This is a genomic window from Brevundimonas naejangsanensis, from assembly GCF_003627995.1.
GTDB lineage: Bacteria > Pseudomonadota > Alphaproteobacteria > Caulobacterales > Caulobacteraceae > Brevundimonas > Brevundimonas naejangsanensis_B.
In genome coordinates this window covers 1,963,925-1,986,938 of the sequence record NZ_CP032707.1, presented here as the reverse complement: position 1 = coordinate 1,986,938, position 23,014 = coordinate 1,963,925, and the positions used below count along the sequence as shown (strand labels likewise).

18 protein-coding genes are annotated in these 23,014 nt (G+C 67.5%); 5 read left to right on the top strand and 13 right to left on the bottom strand.

The features are described from left to right. Window positions 1-2: 2 nt before the first annotated feature. Both cyoB and cyoA read right to left on the bottom strand, forming a co-directional pair. Complete coding sequence (gene cyoB / locus D8I30_RS09370; protein WP_121482508.1) at window positions 3-2,012, bottom strand: cytochrome o ubiquinol oxidase subunit I; 2,010 nt, start codon at window positions 2,010-2,012, stop codon at window positions 3-5. Window positions 2,013-2,026: 14 nt separating this feature from the next. Next, a complete protein-coding gene (gene cyoA, locus D8I30_RS09365; protein WP_121482507.1) occupies window positions 2,027-3,244 on the bottom strand; it encodes a ubiquinol oxidase subunit II in 1,218 nt (405 codons plus the stop codon). A 186-nt stretch (window positions 3,245-3,430) separates the two neighbouring features. Here cyoA and D8I30_RS09360 point away from each other — a divergent pair, with 186 nt between their 5' ends. Beyond that, on the top strand, window positions 3,431-4,774 hold the full coding sequence (locus tag D8I30_RS09360; RefSeq protein ID WP_121483481.1) for an MFS transporter: 1,344 nt from the start codon (window positions 3,431-3,433) through the stop codon (window positions 4,772-4,774). 247 nt (window positions 4,775-5,021) lie between these two features. Beyond that, on the top strand, window positions 5,022-5,456 hold the full coding sequence (locus tag D8I30_RS09355) for a hypothetical protein (protein ID WP_121482506.1): 435 nt from the start codon (window positions 5,022-5,024) through the stop codon (window positions 5,454-5,456). A gap of 81 nt (window positions 5,457-5,537) precedes the next feature. Here the strand turns inward: D8I30_RS09355 and D8I30_RS09350 are convergent, their stop codons facing one another. The 6 genes from D8I30_RS09350 to D8I30_RS09325 form a co-directional block, all read right to left on the bottom strand. Further along, window positions 5,538-6,446 (bottom strand): hypothetical protein, encoded by a 909-nt coding sequence (locus D8I30_RS09350; protein WP_121482505.1) that lies wholly within the window; start codon window positions 6,444-6,446, stop codon window positions 5,538-5,540. Window positions 6,447-6,463: 17 nt separating this feature from the next. Next, on the bottom strand, window positions 6,464-8,998 hold the full coding sequence (locus D8I30_RS09345) for a hypothetical protein (RefSeq protein WP_205570687.1): 2,535 nt from the start codon (window positions 8,996-8,998) through the stop codon (window positions 6,464-6,466). Between the two features lie 50 nt (window positions 8,999-9,048). After that, window positions 9,049-9,897, bottom strand: coding sequence for a fimbria/pilus periplasmic chaperone (locus D8I30_RS09340; RefSeq protein WP_121482504.1), 849 nt, complete (start codon window positions 9,895-9,897; stop codon window positions 9,049-9,051). Between the two features lie 105 nt (window positions 9,898-10,002). After that, window positions 10,003-10,782 carry a hypothetical protein gene (locus D8I30_RS09335; RefSeq protein ID WP_121482503.1) on the bottom strand — a complete coding sequence of 260 codons (780 nt, stop codon included), beginning with the start codon at window positions 10,780-10,782 and terminating at the stop codon, window positions 10,003-10,005. 248 nt (window positions 10,783-11,030) lie between these two features. After that, window positions 11,031-11,492, bottom strand: coding sequence for a hypothetical protein (locus D8I30_RS09330; protein ID WP_121482502.1), 462 nt, complete (start codon window positions 11,490-11,492; stop codon window positions 11,031-11,033). Window positions 11,493-11,838: 346 nt separating this feature from the next. Next, the gene (locus D8I30_RS09325) at window positions 11,839-14,007 is read right to left on the bottom strand and encodes a malate synthase G (protein WP_121482501.1); all 2,169 of its coding nucleotides are present in this window, start codon (window positions 14,005-14,007) and stop codon (window positions 11,839-11,841) included. A gap of 252 nt (window positions 14,008-14,259) precedes the next feature. Between D8I30_RS09325 and D8I30_RS09320 the strand changes: the two genes are divergently transcribed. Beyond that, on the top strand, window positions 14,260-15,150 hold the full coding sequence (locus tag D8I30_RS09320; RefSeq protein WP_121482500.1) for a LysR family transcriptional regulator: 891 nt from the start codon (window positions 14,260-14,262) through the stop codon (window positions 15,148-15,150). Between the two features lie 154 nt (window positions 15,151-15,304). On the opposite strand, the gene D8I30_RS09315 is transcribed toward D8I30_RS09320, so the two are convergent. Beyond that, window positions 15,305-17,746, bottom strand: coding sequence for a S9 family peptidase (locus D8I30_RS09315; protein ID WP_240387202.1), 2,442 nt, complete (start codon window positions 17,744-17,746; stop codon window positions 15,305-15,307). 187 nt (window positions 17,747-17,933) lie between these two features. On the opposite strand from D8I30_RS09315, the gene D8I30_RS09310 reads away from it, so the two are divergent. Continuing rightward, complete coding sequence (locus tag D8I30_RS09310; RefSeq protein ID WP_121482499.1) at window positions 17,934-18,638, top strand: CoA transferase subunit A; 705 nt, start codon at window positions 17,934-17,936, stop codon at window positions 18,636-18,638. Next, the gene (locus D8I30_RS09305) at window positions 18,638-19,288 is read left to right on the top strand and encodes a 3-oxoacid CoA-transferase subunit B (RefSeq protein ID WP_121482498.1); all 651 of its coding nucleotides are present in this window, start codon (window positions 18,638-18,640) and stop codon (window positions 19,286-19,288) included. Before D8I30_RS09310 ends, D8I30_RS09305 begins: the two co-directional genes overlap by 1 nt. A 91-nt stretch (window positions 19,289-19,379) precedes the next feature. Here D8I30_RS09305 and D8I30_RS09300 read toward each other — a convergent pair whose 3' ends face one another. The 4 genes from D8I30_RS09300 to D8I30_RS09285 are packed head-to-tail and all read right to left on the bottom strand — an operon-like array spanning window position 19,380 to window position 22,875. After that, entirely contained in the window at window positions 19,380-20,012 is a 633-nt protein-coding gene (locus D8I30_RS09300; protein ID WP_121482497.1) for an ABC-type transport auxiliary lipoprotein family protein, read from the bottom strand. After that, window positions 20,009-20,947 carry an MlaD family protein gene (locus tag D8I30_RS09295; RefSeq protein ID WP_121482496.1) on the bottom strand — a complete coding sequence of 313 codons (939 nt, stop codon included), beginning with the start codon at window positions 20,945-20,947 and terminating at the stop codon, window positions 20,009-20,011. Before D8I30_RS09295 ends, D8I30_RS09300 begins: the two co-directional genes overlap by 4 nt. Window positions 20,948-20,962: 15 nt before the next feature. Next, window positions 20,963-21,757: an ABC transporter ATP-binding protein gene (locus D8I30_RS09290; protein WP_121482495.1), complete on the bottom strand. Its 795-nt coding sequence runs from the start codon at window positions 21,755-21,757 to the stop codon at window positions 20,963-20,965. Then, a complete protein-coding gene (locus D8I30_RS09285) occupies window positions 21,754-22,875 on the bottom strand; it encodes an ABC transporter permease (protein WP_121482494.1) in 1,122 nt (373 codons plus the stop codon). Before D8I30_RS09285 ends, D8I30_RS09290 begins: the two co-directional genes overlap by 4 nt. Window positions 22,876-23,014: the final 139 nt, after the last annotated feature.

Genomic DNA, 23,014 nt, shown 5'->3' with positions numbered 1-23,014 from the left:
GATCACCCCTGCGTCGCCGAGGCCGCGAGGGCCTGGGTGCGCGCATCCTCGGTCGCCCGCACCGTCTCGGCCGGGATGTAGTAGTCGCGCTTGTAGTTGAAGGTGTGGAAGACGGCGTAGGCGACCAGGGCCGCGAACCCGACGGCCGCCAGCCACCAGATGTACCAGATCAGGGCCACGCCCACGACCGTCGACAGCGCCGCCAGGATGACCCCGGCGCCCGTGTTCCTGGGCATGTGGATCGGCTGGAAGCCCTCGACCGGGCGCTCATAGCCGCGGGTCTTCATGTCCCACCAGGCGTCGCTGTCGTGGATGACCGGCGTCCTGGCGAAGTTGTAGTCGGGTGGCGGCGAGGAGGTGGCCCACTCCAGGGTGCGGCCATGCCAGGGATCGCCGGTCTCGTCGCGCAGCTTGTCGCGGTTGAGGATGCTGACGGCGAACTGGATCAGCATGGCCAGGATGCCGACGGCGATGATCGCCACGCCCACGCCCGCGATGATGAACCAGATCTGATAGGCCGGGTCGTCGAACACCCGCATCCGCCGCGTCACGCCCATGAAGCCCAGGACGTACAGCGGCATGAAGGCGACCCAGAAGCCGATCACCCAGCACCAGAAGCTGACCAGGCCCCACTTCTTCTCCAGCCGAAAGCCGAAGGCCTTGGGCCACCAGTAGTTGATGGCGGCGAACAGGCCGAACAGCACCCCGCCGATGATGACGTTGTGGAAGTGGGCGATCAGGAACAGGGAGTTGTGCAGGACGAAGTCGGCCGGCGGCACCGCCAGCATCACCCCCGTCATGCCGCCGATCACGAAGGTCAGCATGAAGGCGACCGTCCACATCATCGGCAGCTCGAACCGGATGCGGCCGCGGTACATGGTGAAGAGCCAGTTGAACAGCTTGGCCCCTGTCGGGATTGAGATGATCATCGTCGTGATCCCGAAGAAGGAGTTCACGGACGCGCCCGAGCCCATGGTGAAGAAGTGGTGCAGCCACACCAGGTAGGACAGGATGGTGATGACCACCGTCGCATAGACCATGGAGGTGTAGCCGAAGAGCTTCTTGCCCGAGAAGGTCGAGGTGACTTCAGAAAACACGCCGAACAGCGGCAGGATCAGGATGTAGACCTCGGGGTGGCCCCAGATCCAGATCATGTTCACGTACATCATCGGATTGCCGCCGAAGTCGTTCGTGAAAAAGTTGGTGCCCACGTAGCGGTCGGCCGACAGCAGAGCCAGGGTGGCCGTCAGGATCGGGAAGGAGGCCACGATCAGGATGTTGGCGCACAGCGAGGTCCAGGTGAAGACCGGCATCTTCATCAGGCCCATGCCCGGGGCGCGCATCTTCACGATGGTGGCGATCAGGTTGATGCCGGACAGCGTCGTGCCCACCCCCGCGATCTGCAGGGCCCAGATGTAATAGTCGACGCCGACGCCCGGACTGTAGCCGATGCCCGACAGCGGCGGATAGGCCAGCCATCCCGTGCGGGCGAACTCGCCGACGAACAGCGACATCATCACCACCACGGCGCCCGCCGTGGTCATCCAGAAGCTGAAGTTGTTCAGGAAAGGAAAGGAGACGTCCCGCGCCCCGATCTGCAGCGGCACGATGTAGTTCATCAGGCCGGTGATCAGGGGCATGGCCACGAAGAAGATCATGATCACGCCGTGGGCGGTGAAGATCTGGTCGTAGTGGTGAGCGTTGAGGTAGCCCTCGGACCCGCCGAAGGCCATGGCCTGCTGCAGCCGCATCATGACGGCGTCGGCGAAGCCGCGCAGCAGCATGACCAGCCCCAGGATCATGTACATGATGCCGATCTTCTTGTGATCGACGGTGGTGAACCACTCCGTCCAGAGATAGCCCCACAGCTTGTAACGGGTGATCAGGCCCAGGACGGCCAGGCCGCCCAGAACGACGACGGCGAAGGTGGCGACCAGGATGGGCTCGTGGAGCGGCAGGGCGTTCCAGTCCAGCCGTCCCAGAAGCGGCGATGTGGCATGTTCAACGGTCATGATCGTTCAGGCGCTCAGGATTGCGACGCGGCGGGCGCGGGCGTCCGCGAGAAGGGCGAAGGCGAAAGGGCGGCGAAGCGTTCGCCGGCCTCGGACCGACCGGGACGCTCCAGTCCCAGGCCCGTGACGCGGTTCAGCACAGTGTCGCGGGCCACCTCCTGGCCGAAGGCCTGGCGGCGACGGGCGGCCTCGACGGCGGCGCGCTCGGCCTCCAGCGGGGTGCAGACGGTCAGGACGTAGGATTCGCCGGCGCCGAAGACGGCGTCGCCGCGCCGGGCGTATTTGTCATGGACCAGCGGCAGGGTGTTCTTGACCGCCGCCAGGCCCAGCCCGCCCTTGCGGTCGATGTCCATCATCTCGCCCATGCACATCTTGCCCGGCTCGACGCACATGTTGACCACGGCGTCGAACAGGCGGTCGTCGACCGAGGCGTAGTGGATGACGGGCACCTTCTCGCTGGGCTTCTCCAGCTCCAGATAGGCCTCGCGGTCCAGGCCCTGCCCCGCCGCGCGCACGCCCGCGACCCACTGGTCGAAGCCCGCATCGTCCAGGCCGTGGAAGGCGAACCGCATGTTGGAGAAGCCGTCGCCGGAATAGTTGGCCGAGAAGCCGACGTATTCGCCCGGACGGTTGATGACGGCGTGCAGCTTCGTCTCCATCCCCGGCATGGCGTAGATCTGACCGGCCAGGGCTGGGATGTAGAAGGAGTTCATCACCCCGGTCGAGGTGATGTGGAAGCGGATCGGCCGGTCGACCGGGGCGGCCAGCTCGTTCACCGTGGCGATGCCGTACTCGGGGTAGATGAACAGCCACTTCCAGTCCATGGCGACCACCTCGACCTGCAGTGGCCGGTGCTCCTCGGCCACGGCCTGGCCTTCGGCGATGCGGTCCAGCGGACGATAGGGGTCCAGCAGGTGCGTGCCCGCCCAGGTGATGGCCCCGAGGCAGATGATGATCAGCAGCGGCGCCGCCCAGATCACCAGCTCCAGATGGGTCGAGTGATCCCAGTCCGGCTCGTAACGGGCTTCCTTGTTCGATTCCCGATACTTCCAGGCGAAGAAGACGGTCAGCGCCATCACCGGGATGATGATGATCAGCATCAGATAGACCGACATCATCAGCAGGTCGCGCTGCTGGGCGGCGATGTCGCCGGCGGGGGCCAGAACGACGGCCTCGCAGCCGGGCAGCAAGGCCAGGAGGGGCAGCAGCAACAGGGGGCGCAGTCGGCGCACGGCGGCTCCAGTCGGGATTTGGGACGAGGGCTCGGTCATCGTGCAGGCCCCGTAAACCCGGCCTCCGGGACGCGACATTGGACAATCTGCCCTATCCCTTGATCCCATCGGCGGGAGCAAAGGGGCGCTTCGGTCATTCTATTGTCGCGGGCGCGCGTGCGCCCCGGCCCAGGGAACCTCATGGTCATGAACGCAGCCAGCGGCGCGCCTTCTTCAGAGCCCCTTGAGCGGGACGCCAGCCGCATCAACGCGCGAGACGGCAAAATCGACGCGGGCGAAATCGCCATCGGCGTCATCATCGGCCGGACGTCGGAATTCTTCGACTTCTTCGTCTATGCGATCGCCTCGGTCGTGGTGTTTCCGCAGCTGGTGTTTCCCTATGCAGGGCCGCTGGGCGGGACGTTGCTGTCCTTCGCCGTCTTCGCCGTGGCCTTCCTCGCCCGGCCGCTCGGCACGGCGCTGTTCATCGGCGTCGACCGGCGCTTCGGGCGCGGGACCAAGCTGACGATCGCCCTGTTCCTTCTGGGGCTGTCGACGGTCTGCCTGGGCTTCCTGCCCAGCTATGACCAGGTCGGCCACTGGGCGGCGGCCCTGCTCATCGCCCTGCGCATCGGCCAGGGCGTGGCCCTGGGCGGCGCGTGGGACGGCATGGCCTCCCTGCTGTCCGTCAGCGCGCCCGAGCAGCGACGCGGCTGGTACGCCATGGTCCCGCAGTTGGGCGCGCCGATCGGCCTGATCGTGGCCAGCGCCCTGTTCGCCTATTTCCTGACCAAGCTGTCGGCCGCCGACTTCATGGACTGGGGCTGGCGCTATCCCTTCTTCGTGGCCTTCGCCATCAACGTCGTGGCCCTGTTCGCGCGTCTGCGCATCGTGGTGACGCCCGCCTTCCAGGCCGCCTTCGAGACGCTGGAGCTGCACCCCACGCCAGTCGCCAAGGCCGTGGGCGAGGAAGGCGGAAAGATCGTCATCGGCGCCTTCGCCCCCCTGGCCAGCTTCGCCATGTTCCACATGGTGACGGTGTTCCCCCTGTCCTGGGTCTTCCTCTATACCGACGAGGCCCCCAGCCGCTTCCTGATGATCGAGCTGATCGGCGCCGTCTTCGGCCTGGTCGCCATCCTGGCCTCGGGCTGGCTGGCCGACCGCTACGGCCGCCGCGCCCTGCTGGCCGTGACCGCCGCGGGCATCGCCGCCTTCTCGGGCTTCGCGCCGCAGATGCTGGACGGCGGCCCGACGGGCGAACTGGCCTATATGATCCTGGGCTTCATCCTGCTGGGCCTGTCGTTCGGCCAGGCCTCGGGCGCCGTGGCCTCCAGCTTCAGCCTGACCAACCGCTACACGGCCTCGGCCCTGACGTCGGACCTGGCCTGGCTGTTCGGCGCGGGCTTCGCCCCCCTGGCCGCCCTGGCGGTGTCCAGCCGTTTCGGCGTCGTCGCCGGGGGCGCCTATCTGCTGTCGGGCGCCGTCGGCACCCTGCTGGCCCTGTGGCTCAACCGCGAACTGGCCAAGGGCCGCGCGGGCGGCAAGGCCTGACGGGGCGGGGCCCGAGGCGCGCCTCCCTCGGCCCTTCCCCCTCGCGTCGCGCGCGCCGTGGATCGCGCGCCGTGTTCATGCGTTCCATGCCGCGACCCGCCCACCTCCCGCCTCTCGTTCGGCGGCGGGTCCATAAGGTTATCATCGGTTTACGATAGGACTTAAGCCTCCGCTAAGTCTGTCTGATCGCCTGACGTTAAGAGCGGCTGAGTATCGTCACTTTGAAATCAAGGGTGATGAGGACGTCATGACCAAGCTGTTCCCGGCAAAACGCCGTGCGCTTCTAGCGATCGCCGCCGGCCTGACGGCCATGGCGGCCCCACAGATCGCGGCCGCCGGCCCCACGGCGGGCGGCTCCTACCAGTTGCGCGCCACCGTGCCGGTCGCCTGCTGGGTGCGCCCGAACGAGACGGTCATGGCCGAGTCGGGCCGCGTCGGCTCGGTGATCGAAGCCTGCAACAGCCCGGGCGGCTTCACGGTCTCGGCTCAGTATCGCCCGCTGGCGGAGAGCGAAAAGGCCAGGATCACCTATGGCGACCGCTCGCTGGATCTCGCCTCCTCGAGCGGGATGCTGGAACTGCGCCGCTCCAGCATGGCGACCATCCGCACCGTCGACTACCGCTTCGACGACGTCCAGCTGGACGCCCCCCTGATCCTGGCGCTGACGATCCAGCCGATCTGAAGCCCGATCCGGGTCCAAACGAAAACGCCCCGCAGATCCGTCTGCGGGGCGTTCGCCGTTTCAGGACGTCGCCTGGGCCGATCAGATAGCCGCGACGGTGAAGGTGATGGTGTCGCTGTAGTCGCCCGCGCGTTTTCCCGTCACGTCGCCGACGCCGATGCTCAGCGGGTAGTCGTCGCGACGCGCGCGCAGCGACGGCGTCTCGAAGCTGCTCGGCGCCTTCAACGTAAAGGCGTGCGATCCCACCATCAGGCTGTATTCGACGTCCCAGGCCGTGCCGCGCTGCACCAGCCGCCCGCCATTGGCGGAGCTGACCGTCACGCGATAGCCGCCCGTGCTATGCACGTAGAGCTGGGTGTTGAGCGCCCGCGTCCCCGTCGCCAGTTCGCCCAGGTCAATGACCGCCCGCCCCTGCACGCGGCTGAACTCGCCCTTCAGCCCCATGACCGTCGACGCGGCCACGTCCAGCCCCAGGACGATCGGCCGCGAGGCGTGGATCGTGTCGTTGGCGTGCTGGACGAACAGGGACAGGGTCTGGGTGTACAGGCCCCGCGAGAGACCATCGCCGGGATGGGCGATGAACGTCAGCCGCGCCAGCTTGTGCTCGCCCGGATCGACCTTGACGCTGACGCCGTTGCGCGTGACCTGGCCGCGCACCGGCGCGATGTCAACGCGCCCGAAATCGTCGTCGATCAGTTCATAGTCCACCCGTCCCGCCGCGTTGGGCGAGGTCAGCCCGTAGGCTTCGCCCTGGAGCGTGGCCAGGATGTTGCCGTTGCACGGCGTCGCCCCCCGGTTCACCAGGCGCACCTCGAACTGGCGTAGGGCGATTTCATCCTCGAAGGGATTGTAGCGGATGATCCACTGTTCCTGAGCGGGTTCGATCGCCAGGTCGCACTTGGCCTGGGCCGCGGCCTGCGTCGGCGCCAACATCACGGAGGCCAGCGCCGCTGCGGCGGCCAGGGCCGTCATCGAGCATTTGGAGACCATGTTCGTCTTCCTCCCGTTCATTGGTCGGTGATGTCGACCGGCACGGCGACAGTCTTGAGATCCAGCAAGCCTTCGTTGTCAGCCGGGACGGTGAACTCGAACCCGGCGCCAGGCGATGTGAACAACTCGACGCGATAGGTCTTGCCCGGAACCAGCTTCTGGATGGCGAAACGGCCGACCGAATTGGTGAAGAACAGTTCCGGTTCGGCCGCAGGATCGTCCACCGGACGCACGCGGCCCGAGATCAACGCCGCAGGCTTGCCGGCGTTGCCGACCAGGCGGCCCAGGGCCGAGACGAAGGCGTCGCTGCCCACCTGGATGGCGTAGCCGCTCTTGTAGGTCGGCCGCACACGGCGCACGCCCTCGCCGATGTCATAACCCGGCGGGACGTTCAGCACGTCGTATCGGACCGACTGGTCGACATAGGAGCTCAGGGAATTCGCCACCGCCGGCCCCAAGGCGCCGCTGCGCGAGGTGTAGTTGCCGCGCTCGAACGACTCTCCGACGATGACCGGCTTGTCCCTCAGCGTCTCGTGCGGATACAGGATGGCGAAGCTGTCGTAGATGTTGCGCCCGACCGCCACCTTGCCGCCCGCGGTCGAGATCGACGTGCCGACGCGCAACGAGGTCACCTGTTCGTCGGTGATGTTGCTGAAGCTCCGCCCGAAGGTGGTGTGCATTAGGCTGGCGTCGAAGCGATTGGCCACATAGTCGAGCTGGCCGCTCACCGTGCCGGGCCCGTCGTCATAGGTCGAGGCGACCGAATAGCCGAAGGAGCCGACCCGGTTTTCCGTGGACTGCTGGAAGCGCAGGCTGCCGTTGTTGCGCGCCGAACTGTAGCGCGCTTCGGCGCGACGGTCGTAGCGGGGCTGCCAGACCAGGGCCAGTGTGACACCGGCGCCACCGGCGCCGCGCGTGCCGAAATTGGCGCCGTAGTCGATCCATTCGGCCCCGACCTGCAGGCTCCACTGCGGGGTGAAGCGATAGGAGCTGACGGCGCTTAGCGCATAGGAATCGTCGGCGTCGCCGCGTCCCAGGCGGTAGGAGGCGCTCATCGTCGCCGTCCAGTTTTCGGAGAACTGGTGCGAATAACCGCCGGTGAACACCCAGGAAGCCGGATTGATCCCGGACTCATTGCCCAGCGTCGCGTAGTCCTCCGACGTGTAGTCGGCCACGACCGTCCAGCTGTCGTAGGTTCCGCCCATATCGACAAAATGGTCGACGCTCACCGCATAGGCGTAGCCGGCGCCACCGTCAGCATGGCTGGCCGAAGCGTCCAGCTGCAGGCGCGCGCCGTTGCGCAGGATGAACTGGGTCTGGCCAGCGACGTTCTGGACCGTATCAGAGGCCTGAAGTCCCAAGCCGACGGCGGGGCGGTTCACAAAGGCCTTGCGCCAGAACCCGCTAAACGCCAGGTCGCCGTCCGAATAGTCGGGCGAGCCGAATGAGCCGGCGTTCGTCACGCCCAAATAGGCGCCGTATTCATAGTCGCCCGGCTCCAGTTCGATGGAATCCAGATAGGCGCTATAGGCGATGGTCTCGCGGCGGCCGGACTCATTCTGAATCTCGAGCTGGATGTCGTTCGAACCGGTGTCGAGCGGCAGGTTGGAGACGTCGTACTGGCCCGGATCGAGCTGGAACTCGCGCACAAAGACGCCGTTGCGCAGGACACGCACCGTCGAGGATTCCTGCAACACCAGCTGACGACCGCCGGCCAGAACATTGTTGCGGTAGCTGTCGAAACGCTGCCTCTGACGGGTCACGCCGACGCCACCCATTTCGACAAAGCCCTGGCGGCCGCGTGTCTCCACGTTGAGATCGCCCAGGTACCAGCGGCGATAGTCCTCGGGCTGATCGAAGACGAAACGCGCGTACCGACGTTCGATCTCGTAATCGCCCGAAAAAAAGTCCTCACGCCCCTGGACGTCGGCCTCGAACACCAGGCTCTTGTAGCGCATCGCCCCGTTGAAAAAGACGCTGGGCGAAGAGATGTCGCCGGTCGACTGTCGCCGCGACACCGCGAGATTGGTGTTCAGATAGGCGCTGAAGTCCTCGGGCGCACTGCCCGGCGCTTCAGGACGGCCGCCCTGGAACAGGGATTCGACCGACCTCTTGGTCGGGTCGATGCGCAGCACCAGAACCGCCAGCTGATCGGGATCATAGTCCAGCTTGATGCCGGTCTCGTTGATCTCTTCCGGGGCAAAGGAGTCCACCCCTTCAAGTTTCAGCCGCAACTCCTCCTGCGCCTCGGGCGTCAGCAAGGGATCGATCAGTGCGCGGAACCCGGCGCTTTCGACAATGAAACGATCGTCGCGCGTCAACACCACAGGCATCTCGCCCAGAACGCGCCGGTTGAAATTCAGCGGCACCGTCATGGCGATGTCGCGCTCGTACGGATTGATGTTCGGCCGCGTTTGCCGCGCCGCTTCAGCGGCCGCAGGCTGAGGCGCGACCACATCAGCCGCCTGGGCGACGGCCTGGGACGCAGTGTGAAGCAGCCCCGTGACCTGGGCGTGGGCCCAGCCGCCTGGCACGGCCATCACGGCGGTCACCAAAGCGATCCTTGATGCTGCGCCCCGCAGCACCTGCCCCCCCGTTGTTTTCATCGCGCGAACCGCACGTTCACCGGCTTGGCCGGGTCCAGTTCGACGCCGGTCGGCAGTTTGAACGTCCGCTTGCCGCCTAGCGGCGCCAGATAGCCGACGCCGACAAGTTGGGAAATTTCACCTCCGGCGTATTCCCGGCGAAAGGCGTCGCCGCTCTTGTCAGTCCCCTCGATGATCCAGGTCGCGCCGCTCATCAGCGCGTATCTCTTGCCCGAGTTGGTCACGACCACTTCCACGCCAGGTTCGGCGGGCGGCGGGGGCGGCGCTTCATCGCCGCTCAAGCTCGGATCGACCTGGGGGGCCGGCGGCGTCACCATGGCCGGCGAAACCGAAACGATTTCGACCCTAGGTTGAGCGCCTGGCGGGGCCACGACGATCAGCGCCTTCATGGTGTAAAGCACCTGGACCGACAACGCTCCCCCGCTCTCCGGCGCATTGGGGTCGGTCACCACCGGCAGTTGCTTCACCCACAGATAATAGGCTTGCGAGGAATCGACAGCGGGCTCGCCGACCCACTGGACCCGCACCACTTGGCGGCCGCCGACAGGGACCAGCCCCTGCGGGGGAAATACCAGGAAATCCTCATCGGCCGGTGTCTCGACGATGTTCCCGTCGGAGTCCATGTCCATCCGAGTAATCATGGTCTCGAACGGCAGTGTGGCCGAGCCGACATTTCCGACCTCGATCCGGGCAGCTGAACCCGCCCCCGTCGTCGTCAGCTCCGACACCATGGGGGAAACCCGCATAGCCCATGCACCGGCGGCGAACAGGGTAACGCTGGCCAGAAGCGCGACAGCAGAGCCCAGCGCCACGACACTCTTACGGACAGACTTGCGGTTGGGCATCAGGCGCTCCAGCTCATTCGGAAACAGTCGTTCTGCCAGTCAGACATCACTAAATTGAGAACGAGCGGCGGCAGGGCCGCCGCTCGTTTCAGCGCTACTGACGGATCAGAGCGCTTGCAGCTGGATCGACACCGAGCCGACGTAGTCGCCCGCGACCAGAGCCTTGTCCGGCTGACCAACGAGCACATAGATGTTCATGCGCGACTTCCAGGCGCCGTGCTCAGCGGGCTTGGTCATCTGTTCGCGCGTGAGGGACAGGGTGGTTTCAGCAGCATTGGCGGCCACGCCCTTGGCGCCCGCCGTGTACTTGGCGTCGGCCGTGAAGCGCAGCTGGTTGGTGAAGACGTTCGTGTCATAGCCAGCCGCCGAGGCCGAGGCATTGGTCATGTGCGTCTTCGACAGCGTCACCGTGTTGGCGGTGTTGCAGCCGGCCAGGTTGGTGTCGATGTTGAAGTAGGCTTGGCCGGACATCCGGAAGGCGTTGTTCGGGCCGGCGTTTTCATCCGCCCAGATGCCGATGGTGCCGAAATCCAGGGTCTGGGTCGTGTTGTCGCCCGAGTAGAAGATGCAGCTCGGCGACACCTTGCCCTGCAGCGTGAACGTCGCGCCGTCCGAGGTCGAAGCCGTGCCGCGCATGTCCGCGGAGTTGCTGTTCACCGCCCAGGCCGAAACGTTGGAGGTGGAAGCGCCGGGGATCGTCCCGCCCGAAGCGATGGTGCGGACTTGGCTCGCATTATAGGCAGCCCCGGCAGCGCCGCCGTTGATCGGGCCGACGGGAGCAGCGGCGCCGAGAGTGTACTGCCCATAAGTCTTGATCTCGGCCGAAGCGGCCGAGGCGGACAGGGCGGCGATGGCGACGCCGGCGAGGATCGAAGCGATTTTCATAGGAATTCTCCAAGCGAGGTTCTGACGAAATGTGCCGACCGAGATGGAGAAGCCCCCCCGATCTGAGGATTTGTTAGCAAGACGCTAAAAAGCAAGTCAATGAAAATAAACCGCCGTTAGGCATGTTTTCTTCAATTCAACCGCAAGGGGATAAATAAACTGCCCCAATTAAACACCTTTAGCGACCGATCATATCAAGATCGGTCGCCTAGAAATCTATCGAATACATTGATAATGCAGCTGGAGCGCTACACTCTTGGCGTCAGAGTGATATTTAGCACTTCCGAATACTCGCCAGCCAGAAGACCAGCGCCTTCCAATCGATCGGTGCGAATCTGGATGCGGCCGCCGCCCTGGGCGATGCCGTCGCCGCTGCTGAGGGTCTTCTTGGCCATCAGGTTCTGACTGGCGAACGTGCCGCCCAGCGTCGCCGCATGGGGGCTGAGGGTCGGGATGGCGACACTCAGGGTGTAGCCGAGCAGGCCTGCGAAGGGCCCCTCGCCGCGCGGCTTGCTCACGTGAGCCAGGCCGCCGCTCTGCGACTGGAAGCTGATGTCGAAGGGCACGTTGCACGCCAGGGCGAATTCCGCATCGACCTGCTGGCCGCCGGTGAGTTCACCGAAATCGATGTCGCCGCCGCCCGCCAGGCGACAGCTGGCCGTGATGCGGCCCGTCACCTCGACGTCCAGCCGCGCGCCGTCGGCGACCATTGTCTCAGCCCTCGCCGGCGCGGCGGCCGCAGCGGCCAGCGCCAGCGCGCCGAATGCACAGGCCGCCAGGCGCGTGCTTGCGCGCTTCGCAGTGGAAGTGGTCCCCCCGAGCTTCACCAGTCGCCTCCCCTTGGCCGCAGATCGCGGCGCCCTCTCCGCGAGGGCTTCAGCGGTCAGCGTTCCAAGAGGCGTGCCATCCCATTTCGGCACACTTTCCAGCGTTCAGGCGGCTACGGCCGCCCGAACAATGGTTAATGAAACGTTAACGTCAAGCTCTCTAGGGCGACGTCGCCAGCAGGGCAAGCGAATGTTTCATTATGGGATTGCAGGGGTTTTCTTGTGAGCTTCAGCCCGCCTTGGCCTTGCGCCGCCAGTGGGTCAGCAGGTGTTCGGTGTAGCCGTTCGGCTGCTCGCGGCCCTTGAAGACCAGGTCGCAGGCCGCCTGCCAGGCCGGGCCGTCATAGGCGGGCGCCAGGGGGCGATAGGCCGGATCGCCCGCGTTCTGGCGGTCCACCACCACGGCCATCCGCTTCAGGGCCGCCATGACCTCTTCCTCGGTCGTGACGCCGTGGCGCAGCCAGTTGGCCAGGTGCTGGCTGGAGATCCGCAGCGTCGCCCGGTCCTCCATCAGGCCCACGTCGTGGATGTCCGGCACCTTGGAGCAGCCGACGCCCTGATCCACCCAACGCACGACGTAGCCGAGGATGCCCTGGGCGTTGTTGTCCAGCTCCTGCCGGATTTCGTCGGCGCCGGGCGTTCCCGTCGCGAACGGCGGGGTCAGCAGGGGCGCCAGTCCCGTCGCGGGACGCGTTGCGATCTCGGCCTGCCGCGCCCAGACGTCGACCTCGTGATAATGCAGGGCGTGCAGCGTCGCCGCCGTCGGCGAAGGCACCCAGGCCGTCGAGGCGCCCGCGCGCGGATGGCCCGCCTTGGCCGCCAGCATGTCGCCCATGCGGTCGGGCGCGGCCCACATCCCCTTGCCGATCTGGGCCCGGCCCGACAGGCCCGCCTTCAGGCCGATGTCGACGTTGCGGTCCTCATAGGCCTTGATCCAGCCGGTCTCGCGCACCGCCTCCTTGCGCACGACGGGACCGCCCTCCATCACCGTGTGGATCTCGTCGCCCGTGCGATCCAGGAAGCCCGTGTTGATGAAGACCACCCGCCCCTTCGCCGCCGCGATGCAGTTCATCAGATTGACGCTGGTGCGGCGCTCCTCGTCCATAATGCCCATCTTCAGCGTCAGGGCGGGCAGGCCCAGCATGGCCTCGACCGCGCCGAACAGGTCGTCGGCGAAGGCTGTCTCGTCCGAACCGTGCATCTTGGGCCGCACGACATAGACCGAGCCCGCCGGGCTGTTGCGCTCAATGGCCGGGCGCTTCAGGTCGTGCAGGCCGATCAGGCCGGTCATGGCGATGTCCAGCAGGTGTTCGGGCGTCTCGCGCCCGTGAGCGTCCAGCACGGCGTCGGTCGTCAGGTGCAGGCCGACGTTGCGCACCAGCATCAGGCTGCGCCCCTTCAGCGCCAGCGCCGAGCCGTCCGGCGCCGTATAGAGGCGGTCCGGGTTCAAGCGCCGCTCGACCGCGCGGCCGTCCTTCTCGAACTCGGCCTGAAGGTCGCCGCGCATCAGGCCCAGCCAGTTGGCGTAGACCAGCCGCTTGTCCGCCGCATCGACGGCGGCGACGCTGTCCTCGGCGTCGGCGATGGCCGACAGGGCCGCCTCGACCACGACATCGGCGACGCCCGCCGGGTCATCCCGACCGATGCGGTGCGCGCGGTCGATGACGATCTCCAGATGCAGGCCGTTGTGACGCAGCAGGACGCCCGACGGCGACGGCGCCTCGCCCGCATGGCCCGCGAAGACGGCCGGATCGGCCAGCCCCGTCTCGCGCCCGCCGGACAGGGCGACGATCAGCCGCCCGTCCTCGACGCGATAGCCGACCGCCTCGCCGTGGCCGCCCTCGGCCAAGGGCGCCGCCTGATCCAGGAAGGCGCGGGCGCGGGCGATGACGCGGGCGCCGCGTTCGGCATCATAGCCGCCCGCCTGGGGCGCCTCGCCCAGCGCATCCGTGCCATAGAGGGCGTCATACAGGCTGCCCCAACGCGCATTGGCCGCGTTCAGCAAATAGCGGGCGTTGGTCAGGGGCACGACCAGTTGCGGCCCAGCCATGCTGGCGATCTCGGGGTCGACGTCAGCCGTCTCGGCCTGCACGTCTTCGCGCTCGGGCTCAATGTAGCCGATCTCGCGCAGATAGGCCTGATAGGCCGCCTGATCCGGCGGGCCCGGATAGGCGCGGTGCCAGTCGTCCAGCCTGACCTGAAGCTGGTCGCGGCGCTCCAGCAGGTCGCGGTTGCGGCGACCGAACCGGGCCAGCAGCCCCTCGACCCCGGCCCAGAAGGCCTCGGCCGTAACGCCCGTGCCAGGCGCCGCCTGATCGCGCACGAAGACGTCCAGTTCGGCGGCGACCTTCAGCCCGCCGTGGCGGACGTAGGCGGAGGTTTCGGGGGCGTCGAACATGGCGGTCTCCTTCGTCCCGCGCCCCGCAGGGGGTCACAGGCTTTTCCTTCATCCGTCATTCTCGGGCTTGTCCCGAGAATCCAATGGGCGGCGTCCCTCACGATCAACGTCGGCGTTTCTGAATCCTCGGCACAGGGCCGAGGATGACGATCGAGAGAGGCGGCAGCTTCAAAGCTACTCTGGACAGCACGCACTATCCACGGCGAAGAAAGACGCTTATCTTTGCCGAATCCACAAAGATGAGGCGCCGCCATGCTGGCCGAATACGAGATCTTCGTCCGCGCTCTCGAGGAAGGCAGCCTGTCCGCCGCGGCACGTCGGCTGGACCTGTCGCCCGCCGTGGCCTCGCGCAGGCTGGCGCGGCTGGAGGACCGGCTGGGGGTGCGCCTGATCGAGCGCACCTCGCGCCGCCTGGCTCCGACCGAGGCGGGGCGGCTGGTCTATGACCGCGCGGCGCAACTGCTAGAAGGGGTCGAGGACCTGGAGGCCGTGGTGTCGCGCCGCACGACCCAGGCGCGCGGCCTGCTGCGCGTCTCGGCCCCGACCTCCTTCGGGCGGCGGCGGCTGGCGCCGCTGCTCCAGCCGTTTCTGGCGGCACAGCCTCGCCTGACGCTGGAGCTGAACCTGTCCGATGCCTTCGTCGACCTGATGGCCGAGGACGTGGACGTGGCGGTGCGGATCGGCAGCTATGAGGCGGAAAACCCGCTGATGCACCGGCTGGCACCGAACCGGCGGGTGCTGTGCGCGGCGCCCACCTATCTGGCCGCGCACGGCGCGCCGGAAAGTCTCGACGATCTGCGCCGACACGCCCAGCTGGCGGCCGAGAACCAGTCGACCTGGCGTCTCGAAGGCCCCGAAGGCCCCGTCGTCTTCCGCGCCCGCAGCCGGGTGCGGACCAACTCCAGCGAAGTGGCGCGCGAACTGGCCCTGGCGGGCCTCGGCGTCGCCCTGCGCTCGACCTGGGACGTCGGCGAGGAACTGAAGGACGGGCGGCTGAAGGTGGTGCTGCCTCAATATGCCGGCTCGTCCGACGTGGCGATCTTCGCCCTGACGGCGGGGCGGGCGCGGGCCGAAACCCGCGTCCGCGCCTTCATCGACTTCCTGAGCGGCCTGTATGGCGATGTCCCAGAATGGGACAAATGACCCTTCTCCCCTTGCGGGAGAAGGTGGACGGCGTAGCCGGACGGATGAGGGGTGCGAGGATGCGAGGCTGTCGGCTCCAATCAAGCATGGAGCCAACACCCCTCATCCGGCCCTGACGGGCCACCTTCTCCCACAAGGGGAGAAGGGCTGCGTTCTACTTCATCCAGCGGTCCAGCCAGGACGACATCTCGTACAGAGCGTGCCCAACCGATTCCCGCGCGCGGTAGCCGTGGGCCTCCAGTGGCAGGACGACATAGCGCGCCGTCGCCCCATTGCCCTTCAGCGCCGCATAGAAGCGCTCCGACTGCACCGGGAAGGTGCCCGAGTTGTCGTCGGCCTCGCCGTGGATCAGCAGGATCGGCTCGTTCACCTTGTTGGCGTAGGTGAAGGGCGACATCTCCGTATAGGTCTCGGTCGCCTCCCAATAGGTGCGCTGCTCGGCCTGGAAGCCGAACGGCGTCAGGGTGCGGTTATAGGCGCCCGAACGCGCGATGCCGGTCTTGAACAGATCGGTGTGGGCCAGCAGGTTGGCCGTCATGAAGGCGCCGTAGGAGTGGCCGCCCACCGCGATGCGCTCGCGATCCGCCACGCCCAGGGCCACCACGGCGTCGACCGCCGCCTTGGCGCTGGCCGACAGCTGCTCGATGTAGGTGTCGTTCGGCTCGGCCCCGTCGCGGCCGATGATCGGCATCGTCGGGTTGTCCAGGACGGCGTAGCCCTGGGTCAGCAGGAACAGGTGGCTCGACCCCGACGGGCGCACGAAGCGGTTGTCGGTGTCAACGACCTGGCCGGCCACGGCCGCGTCGGTGAACTCGGCCGGATAGGCCCACATCAGCAGCGGCAGCGGGCCGTCGCGGTCCTTGTCGTAGCCGGCGGGAAGATACAGCGTCCCCGACAGCTCCACCCCGTCGTCGCGGGTGTAGGTGATCAGCTGGCGGCTGACCCCGGCCAGCTGCGGCGCCGGGTCCGGGAAGTGGGTCAGGGCCGTCACGCCGCCGTCCAGGTCGCGCACGCGCAGGTTGGCCGGGTCGCTGCGGCTTTCGCGGTAGGTGACCAGCTTGCGGCCGTTCTCGTCCAGCACGCCGACGACCGTCTCATACTCGCCCTGGGCCGAGCGCCAGACGCGCTCGGTCTCGCCGGTCTTCAGGTCCATCAGGTCGAGGAAGGGATACTGGCCCTGACGCGTGGCGCCGTCGCCCTCGACGAAGACCTTGGAGCCGTCGGCGTTGAAGCGCATGACCGAGCGGCCGCGCGCGTTCGGCTCGGTCACCACCGAGCCCGGATCATTGTAGCGGTCCTGATAGTTGCGATCGACCAGGACGCGGCCCGCGCCGGGGTTCGACGGATCGACCAGGGTGCGGGTCTCGTGGCGGGTGTTGAACCAGCGGCTGTTGACGATGGCCACGTCGTTCCGGCCCCAGGTGGTCCCGGCGTAACGTTCCTTCAGGTCGATCAGCACCTGAGGACGGTCGTTGAACGGCGCGCGCAGCATGAAGACGCGGTCGCGCACCTCGGCGGCGTTGCGCGGATCACCGCCGTCCTGGGCCTCGGCCCAGACCAGGGTCGCGTCGGCGTCAGCCCGCCACTGGACCGAACGCGGACCGGGGGCCACGGCGTCGAACGGCGTCGGCACATTGTCGCGCAGCGGCAGGTCGGCCACGCGGTGAACCTCGCGCCCGTTCAGGTCGGTGACGATGACATCGGTCGGGAACAGACGCGCCGGAACCACATAGGAGTAAGGCTTCTTGACCCGCGTCTGCAGGACGTAGCGGCCGTCGGGCGAGACCGAGGCGTCCATCACCACGCCCGGCTGGCCCACGGTGCGGGCCCGCCCGTTCAGCGACACCACCGTCGGCTGGCTGGTGAAGTAGTAGGTGAACAGGGCTTCGTCGCCGGCATTGGCCAGCAGATCCTGATAGGTGCGCACCGGGGCCGCGCGGCCGCCGGTCTCGTCCACGATCGGGCCTTCCGGCGGATGGTCCACGTTCGGCGCCACGCCGCGCCCGGCCGGAACCGCCAGCACCAGCAGGCCCGAGGAGTCCGGCAGCCAGGAGAAGCCCGAACCGACGGCAGCGTTGACCATGGGGCCGTTCAGCTTGCGCGCCTTGGCCTGGGCGACGTCGGCCGTCCACAGCTCCAGCCCGTTCGGCGCATTGATCAGGAAGGCCACCGCCTGGCCGTTCGGCGCCCAGGACACATTGGTCAGGCGCGCATTGGCGGGCAGGCCCGTCACCGCGCGCGCGGCGCCGCCGTCGACCGCCTGGAAGCTGAGCCCCGTCAGCCAGGAGACGCGGCTGTTGGCCGGGCCGTTGTTCTTGGGATTGATGCGATAGCCGCCCAGACGCAGCATCGGCTCGGCCAGTTCGGCGATGGCCGGCAGGTTGGAGCGGTCGCTCAGCAGCAGGGTCTTGCGGTCGGGGCTGACGCTGACGCCCGGATTGGGCTTGGCGTCCAGGATCTGGGCGATCGGCGACGGCGGCTGGTGATAGGTGGGCGCCGCGTCCTGGGCCATCGCCGCAACCGGCAGGGCCAGGGCCGGAACGGCGGCGGCGAGAACCAGGGCGGGCAGCGCGGCCCGCAGCAGTCGATGACGCATCAGATTTTTCCCCACTGAGACGATTTTACGTAGCGTCCGGTTTGGAGCCCTCCGCCTTCGGGGTCAACCGTCAGGCTTGGACGGATCGCCCGCCTGACAGCCGCGCTTGCCGCTTGCCCGCCGCCCTCGCCCGCTTTAAGGACGGATAAGACCGCAATATTCATCAGACGGTGAAAAAGGGAGAGCGATGCGCAAGATCTACGCTGACGTGACGTCCGCGCTGGAGGGGCTGACATTCGACGGCATGACCGTCATGTCCGGCGGCTTCGGCCTGTGCGGCATCCCCGAAAACCTGATCGCGGGACTGAAGGCCTCGGGCGTCAAGGGCCTGACGGTCATCTCCAACAATGCGGGCGTGGACGGCTTCGGTCTGGGCCAGCTCCTGGAGACGCGCCAGATCGCCAAGATGATCTCGTCCTACGTCGGCGAGAACAAGGAGTTCGAGCGCCAGTACCTGGCCGGCGAGCTGCAGCTGGAGTTCAACCCCCAGGGCACCCTGGCCGAGCGCATCCGCGCGGGCGGCGCGGGCATCCCGGCCTTCTTCACCGCCACCGGCGTCGGCACCCTGGTGGCCGAAGGCAAGGAAGAGCGCGAGTTCAACGGCCGCCGCTACATCATGGAGACCGGCCTGGTCGCCGACCTGGCCATCATCAAGGCGTGGAAGGCCGACGAGCGCGGCAACCTCGTGTTCCGCAAGACGGCCCGCAACTTCAACCCGATGATGGCCACAGCCGGCAAGGTCACCGTCGTCGAGGTCGAGGAGATCGTCCCCGTCGGCTCGCTGGACCCCGACTGCATCCACACGCCGGGCGTCTATGTCGACCGCCTGATCCAGACCGTGTCCGAAAAGCGCATCGAACAGCGCACCGTCCGCAAGAAGGAAGCCGCCTGATGGCCCGCACTCGCGAACAACTGGCCGAACGCGCCGCCAAGGAGCTGCAGGACGGCTTCTACGTCAACCTGGGCATCGGCATCCCGACCCTGGTGGCCAACTACATCCCCGAAGGCATGGTCGTGACCCTGCAGTCGGAGAACGGCATGCTGGGCATGGGCCCCTTCCCCTATGAGGGCGAGGAAGATCCCGACCTGATCAACGCCGGCAAGCAGACGATCACCGAGATCCCCGAGAGCGCCTACTTCTCCTCGGCCGACAGCTTCGCCATGATCCGCGGCGGCCACATCAACCTGTCGATCCTGGGCGCGATGGAAGTGGCCCAGAACGGCGACATCGCCAACTGGATGATCCCCGGCAAGCTGGTGAAGGGCATGGGCGGCGCCATGGACCTGGTCGCGGGCGTCAAGCGCGTGGTCGTGGTCATGGAGCACGCCAACAAGCACGGCCAGTCCAAGGTTCTGAAGGAATGCACCCTGCCGCTGACCGGCACGGGCGTGGTCAGCCGCATCATCACCGACCTGGCGACCTTCGACGTCAACCCGGACGGCTCGGGCCTGGAGCTGATCGAACTGGCCGAGGGCGTGACCCTGGACGAGGTCGCGGCCAAGACCGAGGCCGACTACACGGTGGCCCCGGGCGTCGCCTGATCCCCCCGCCCGTCTGAACGAACAAACCCCGGCGACCGCGAGGCCGCCGGGGTTTTTCAATTCTTCCTTCTCCCCTTGTGGGAGAAGGAAACTAGTTCTGGGTCGCCTGGCTGGCCTGCTGATCCGTCCAGAGGACGATCTGGCGGCTGGCCTCGGCGGTGGCGCGGTCGAAGGCGGCGACGATGGCCGATTGGCGGTTCTCGCCGGCGCTCTCGCTGACCGAAATGCGGTCCTCGGCCACGATCGAACGGTCGCCCGGCCGGACCAGACGCAGCAGCACCACGATGTTCGCATCCGGCACGGCGCCCGGCGCGGCGTAGGCGGCCTCGAACCGGCGCACGTCGACGCTCAGCGTCAGGGCGTCGCGCGCCATCGGCCCCGCGCTCAGCACCGTGCAGGCCGCGCCGTCCAGGAAGGCGTTGCGCAGGGCTTCCTCGAACAAGGTCTCGGCCGGCGACACCCAGCGCGCGCCCTTGATGTAGGCGGCCTCGGCCCCGGTCACGGCTAGCAGGCGGTCGCCGCGCGCCGCCTCGGGAAAGTCCACCCGGCGCATGCTGACGTTGACGTCAGGGCAGGCCGAGGTCGCCCCCGTCCCGGCGAAGGCCGACGCCCCGCCGAAGCGATAGAGCTGCACCGGATCGGGCGTCGCCAGCAGGGCGCACCCCGACAGGGCGCCGCCAAGCAAAAGGCAGGCGGCCGCGACGGTCAGGCGGTTGCGGATCATGGCTTCACCTCGATTTCCTTGGACGGGGCCCTGGCGATGAAGTCGCGCGGGCTCTCGCGCACGCTGTCGATCAGCGCCTGCAGCGAGCGCGTCGCCTGATCCAGCTGGCGGATGGTGTCGTTCATCTGCGGCACCGTCTGCGTGCCGAAGTCGCCCAGCGGCCCTTCCAGGCCCGTGGCCGAACGGTTGATCGAGGCGATGGCGGCCTGGGCCTCGCGCGTCGCGGCGTTGATGTTGGCGATGGCCTGCTTGCCGTCGGTGTCGACCATCTGGCGCGCGCTGGCGCCCAAGGCCTGATACTCGCCGACGGCGGCGTTGGCCTTGATGATCGTCTCTTCGAGCTGCTGGAACATGCCCTTGCGGGCTTCCAGTTCGGCGGTCAGGGCCTCGACGTTCTTCACGCTGGATGAGAAGCTGCGGATGTTGTCGTCCGACAGGACCCGGTTGATGCGATTCAGGACGTCCACCGTCTGGGCCAGAACCGTGCCCGATCCGCTCAGCAGCTCGGCGATGGGGCTGGGCTGGCTCTGGATGACCGGAACCACGTGCTCGGGATACTGGCTCTTCAGCAGAGGACTGTTGGGATCGCCCGCCGTGATCTGGATGTAATTCAGGCCGGTGATGCCCTGGGGCTCCAACTGGGCGCGCGAGGTGACGCGCACCGGCGTCGTGCCGTTCAGGCGGACGCGGGCGATGACCTGATCGGCCTGCTTGGGGTTCAGGTTCAGGTCGGTGACCTCGCCCACGCGGATGCCGTTGAAGTGGACCTCGCCGCCTTCCGACAGGCCGCGCACCGGCCCGTGGAAGACGATGTCGTAGATGTCGAAGTCCTTGTTGAACTGCAGTCGCGCCAGCCAGATGGTGAACACCGCCAGCGCCACCACAAGGGCGATGGTGGCGATGCCGACGGCGGCGTAGTGGGCGTCTCTTTCCATCGTCTCGCGTCCTCCTCAGGCCGCGCTCTTGTGGGCCGCGCGACCGCGCGGCCCCAGGAAGTATTCCTTGATCCACGGGTGGTCCGAGCGTTCCAGCTCGGCCACCGGCGCCTTGGCCACCACCCGCTTGTCGGCCAGCACGGCCACCTCGTCACAGATGGCGTAAAGGCTGTCGAGGTCGTGGGTAATCATGAAGACCGTCAGCCCCAGATCGTCCGACAACTGACGGATCAGGTCATCGAAGGCCGCCGCCCCGATGGGGTCGAGCCCCGCCGTGGGCTCGTCCAGAAAGACCAGTTCGGGGTCCAGCGCCAGGGCGCGGGCCAGGCCGACGCGCTTGCGCATCCCGCCCGACAGTTCGGCCGGCTTCAGATACAGGGCCTCGGGCTTCAGCCCGACCATGGCCACCTTCATCTCCGCCAGTTCGCGGATCGTCGCCTTGGGCAGCCGGGTGTGCTCGACCAGGGGCGAGGCCACGTTCTCCAATACCGTCAGGGACGAGAACAGCGCCCCCTGCTGGAACAGGACGCCGGTGCGGCGCTCGACCGCCTCGGCTTCCGCCTTGGTCATGGCGGCGCGGTCCCGGCCGAACAGGCGGACCTCCCCGCCCTCGGGCTCCTTCAGGCCGATGATGGAGTTCAGCAGCACCGTCTTGCCCGTTCCCGAGCCGCCGACGACGCCCAGAATCTGGCCGCGCATCACCTCCAGGTCGAGATCCTGATGGATCACCCGCTCGCCGAACTGGCTGAGCAGGCCGCGCACCTGGATGACCGGCTCCCGGTCCTCGGTTGCCCGCGCCGCGCCCGTCATATGTTCAGCTCGATGAAGATCAGGGCGAAGACCGCGTCCAGCAGGATGATGGCGAAGATGGCCTGCACCACCGCCGCCGTCACCCGACGACCCAGGCTCTCGACGTCGCCCGCCACGGACATCCCCTGGCGGCAGCCGATGGCCGCGACCACCAGGGCGAAGACGGGCGCCTTGATCAGGCCGACCATCATGTGGGTGGGCATATAGCCGTCCTCGACCAGCCGCTGCAGGAAGAAGGCCGGCCCCAGGTTCAGCTGGCTCCACGACACCAGCAGACCGCCCAGAAGACCGCCCAGCATGGCCAGGAAGGTCAGCAGGGGCAGCATGACCAGCAGGGCCGCCAGGCGCGGGATCACCAGCGCCTGGAACGGGTCGACCCCCATCACCTGCATGGCGTCGACTTCCTGGTTCATCCGCATGGAGCCGATTTCGGCGGCGAAGGAGGAGGCGGAACGACCCGCCAGCAGGACGGCCGTGATGACCACGGCGAATTCGCGGAACACGGCGACGCCGATCAGTTGCACGGCGAAGACCCCGGCGCCGAACTGGGTCAGCAGGTCCACCCCGATGAAGGCCACCACGGCGCCGATGAAGAAGTTGGTCACCACCACGATCGGAATGGCGTCCAGGCCCGTGCGCTCGGCCTGGCTGAACCAGGCGGCCCAGCGGATGCGGCCCGGATGTTTCAGCGCCGTCACCACGGCGGCCATCAACCGCCCCAGGAAGGCCAGGGACAGCATGGCCTCGGCGCCGAAGTCATAGACCCCGCGCCCGACCTTGGCGAAGCCGCGCGTCATTCCCGCCGACCGGCGCGGCGGCTCGGCCGTCATGCAGTCCAGCCGCGCAACCATGCGGTAAAGGCGCCCGGCTTCGGGGCGGGCCGTCCAGGCGGCCTCGGGAATGGCGCGCGTCATGGCCTGGGCCACGGCCAGGGCGCCGGCCGTGTCGAACCGGCCCAGGTCATCCAGATCCAGCGCCGTCACCGGCCGCCCCCCCAGCGCGGCCTTCAGCCGTTCGCCGGTGCGCCCGACGGCGGTGGTCGACCAGTCGCCCGACAGCCGCAGCTGCGCCTGCCCGTCCTCCGCCTCGCCGATCTGGAAATCCGCGGCCCGTTTCATGAGTTCGACACTGTCACAGGCCCGCCCGCTCGCATACGCCGCTTAAAGCTCCGCTTCTCGCCCCTCGTCAACGCCCGATGACAATCCACGACCACTTCCGGCGATCCTCGACGCAAGCCCGGCTCTCCCGCCACGGCGC

Excerpts from the sequence above, each read along its gene's own strand:
- cyoB (WP_121482508.1), bottom strand. The coding sequence starts at position 2,012 with ATGACCGTTGAACATGCCACATCGCCGCTTCTGGGACGGCTGGACTGG.
- D8I30_RS09360 (WP_121483481.1), top strand. The coding sequence starts at position 3,431 with ATGAACGCAGCCAGCGGCGCGCCTTCTTCAGAGCCCCTTGAGCGGGAC.
- D8I30_RS09355 (WP_121482506.1), top strand. The coding sequence starts at position 5,022 with ATGACCAAGCTGTTCCCGGCAAAACGCCGTGCGCTTCTAGCGATCGCC.
- D8I30_RS09350 (WP_121482505.1), bottom strand. The coding sequence starts at position 6,446 with ATGGTCTCCAAATGCTCGATGACGGCCCTGGCCGCCGCAGCGGCGCTG.
- D8I30_RS09340 (WP_121482504.1), bottom strand. The coding sequence starts at position 9,897 with ATGCCCAACCGCAAGTCTGTCCGTAAGAGTGTCGTGGCGCTGGGCTCT.
- D8I30_RS09335 (WP_121482503.1), bottom strand. The coding sequence starts at position 10,782 with ATGAAAATCGCTTCGATCCTCGCCGGCGTCGCCATCGCCGCCCTGTCC.
- D8I30_RS09330 (WP_121482502.1), bottom strand. The coding sequence starts at position 11,492 with ATGGTCGCCGACGGCGCGCGGCTGGACGTCGAGGTGACGGGCCGCATC.
- D8I30_RS09325 (WP_121482501.1), bottom strand. The coding sequence starts at position 14,007 with ATGTTCGACGCCCCCGAAACCTCCGCCTACGTCCGCCACGGCGGGCTG.
- D8I30_RS09320 (WP_121482500.1), top strand. The coding sequence starts at position 14,260 with ATGCTGGCCGAATACGAGATCTTCGTCCGCGCTCTCGAGGAAGGCAGC.
- D8I30_RS09315 (WP_240387202.1), bottom strand. The coding sequence starts at position 17,746 with ATGCGTCATCGACTGCTGCGGGCCGCGCTGCCCGCCCTGGTTCTCGCC.
- D8I30_RS09310 (WP_121482499.1), top strand. The coding sequence starts at position 17,934 with ATGCGCAAGATCTACGCTGACGTGACGTCCGCGCTGGAGGGGCTGACA.
- D8I30_RS09305 (WP_121482498.1), top strand. The coding sequence starts at position 18,638 with ATGGCCCGCACTCGCGAACAACTGGCCGAACGCGCCGCCAAGGAGCTG.
- D8I30_RS09300 (WP_121482497.1), bottom strand. The coding sequence starts at position 20,012 with ATGATCCGCAACCGCCTGACCGTCGCGGCCGCCTGCCTTTTGCTTGGC.
- D8I30_RS09295 (WP_121482496.1), bottom strand. The coding sequence starts at position 20,947 with ATGGAAAGAGACGCCCACTACGCCGCCGTCGGCATCGCCACCATCGCC.
- D8I30_RS09290 (WP_121482495.1), bottom strand. The coding sequence starts at position 21,757 with ATGACGGGCGCGGCGCGGGCAACCGAGGACCGGGAGCCGGTCATCCAG.
- D8I30_RS09285 (WP_121482494.1), bottom strand. The coding sequence starts at position 22,875 with ATGAAACGGGCCGCGGATTTCCAGATCGGCGAGGCGGAGGACGGGCAG.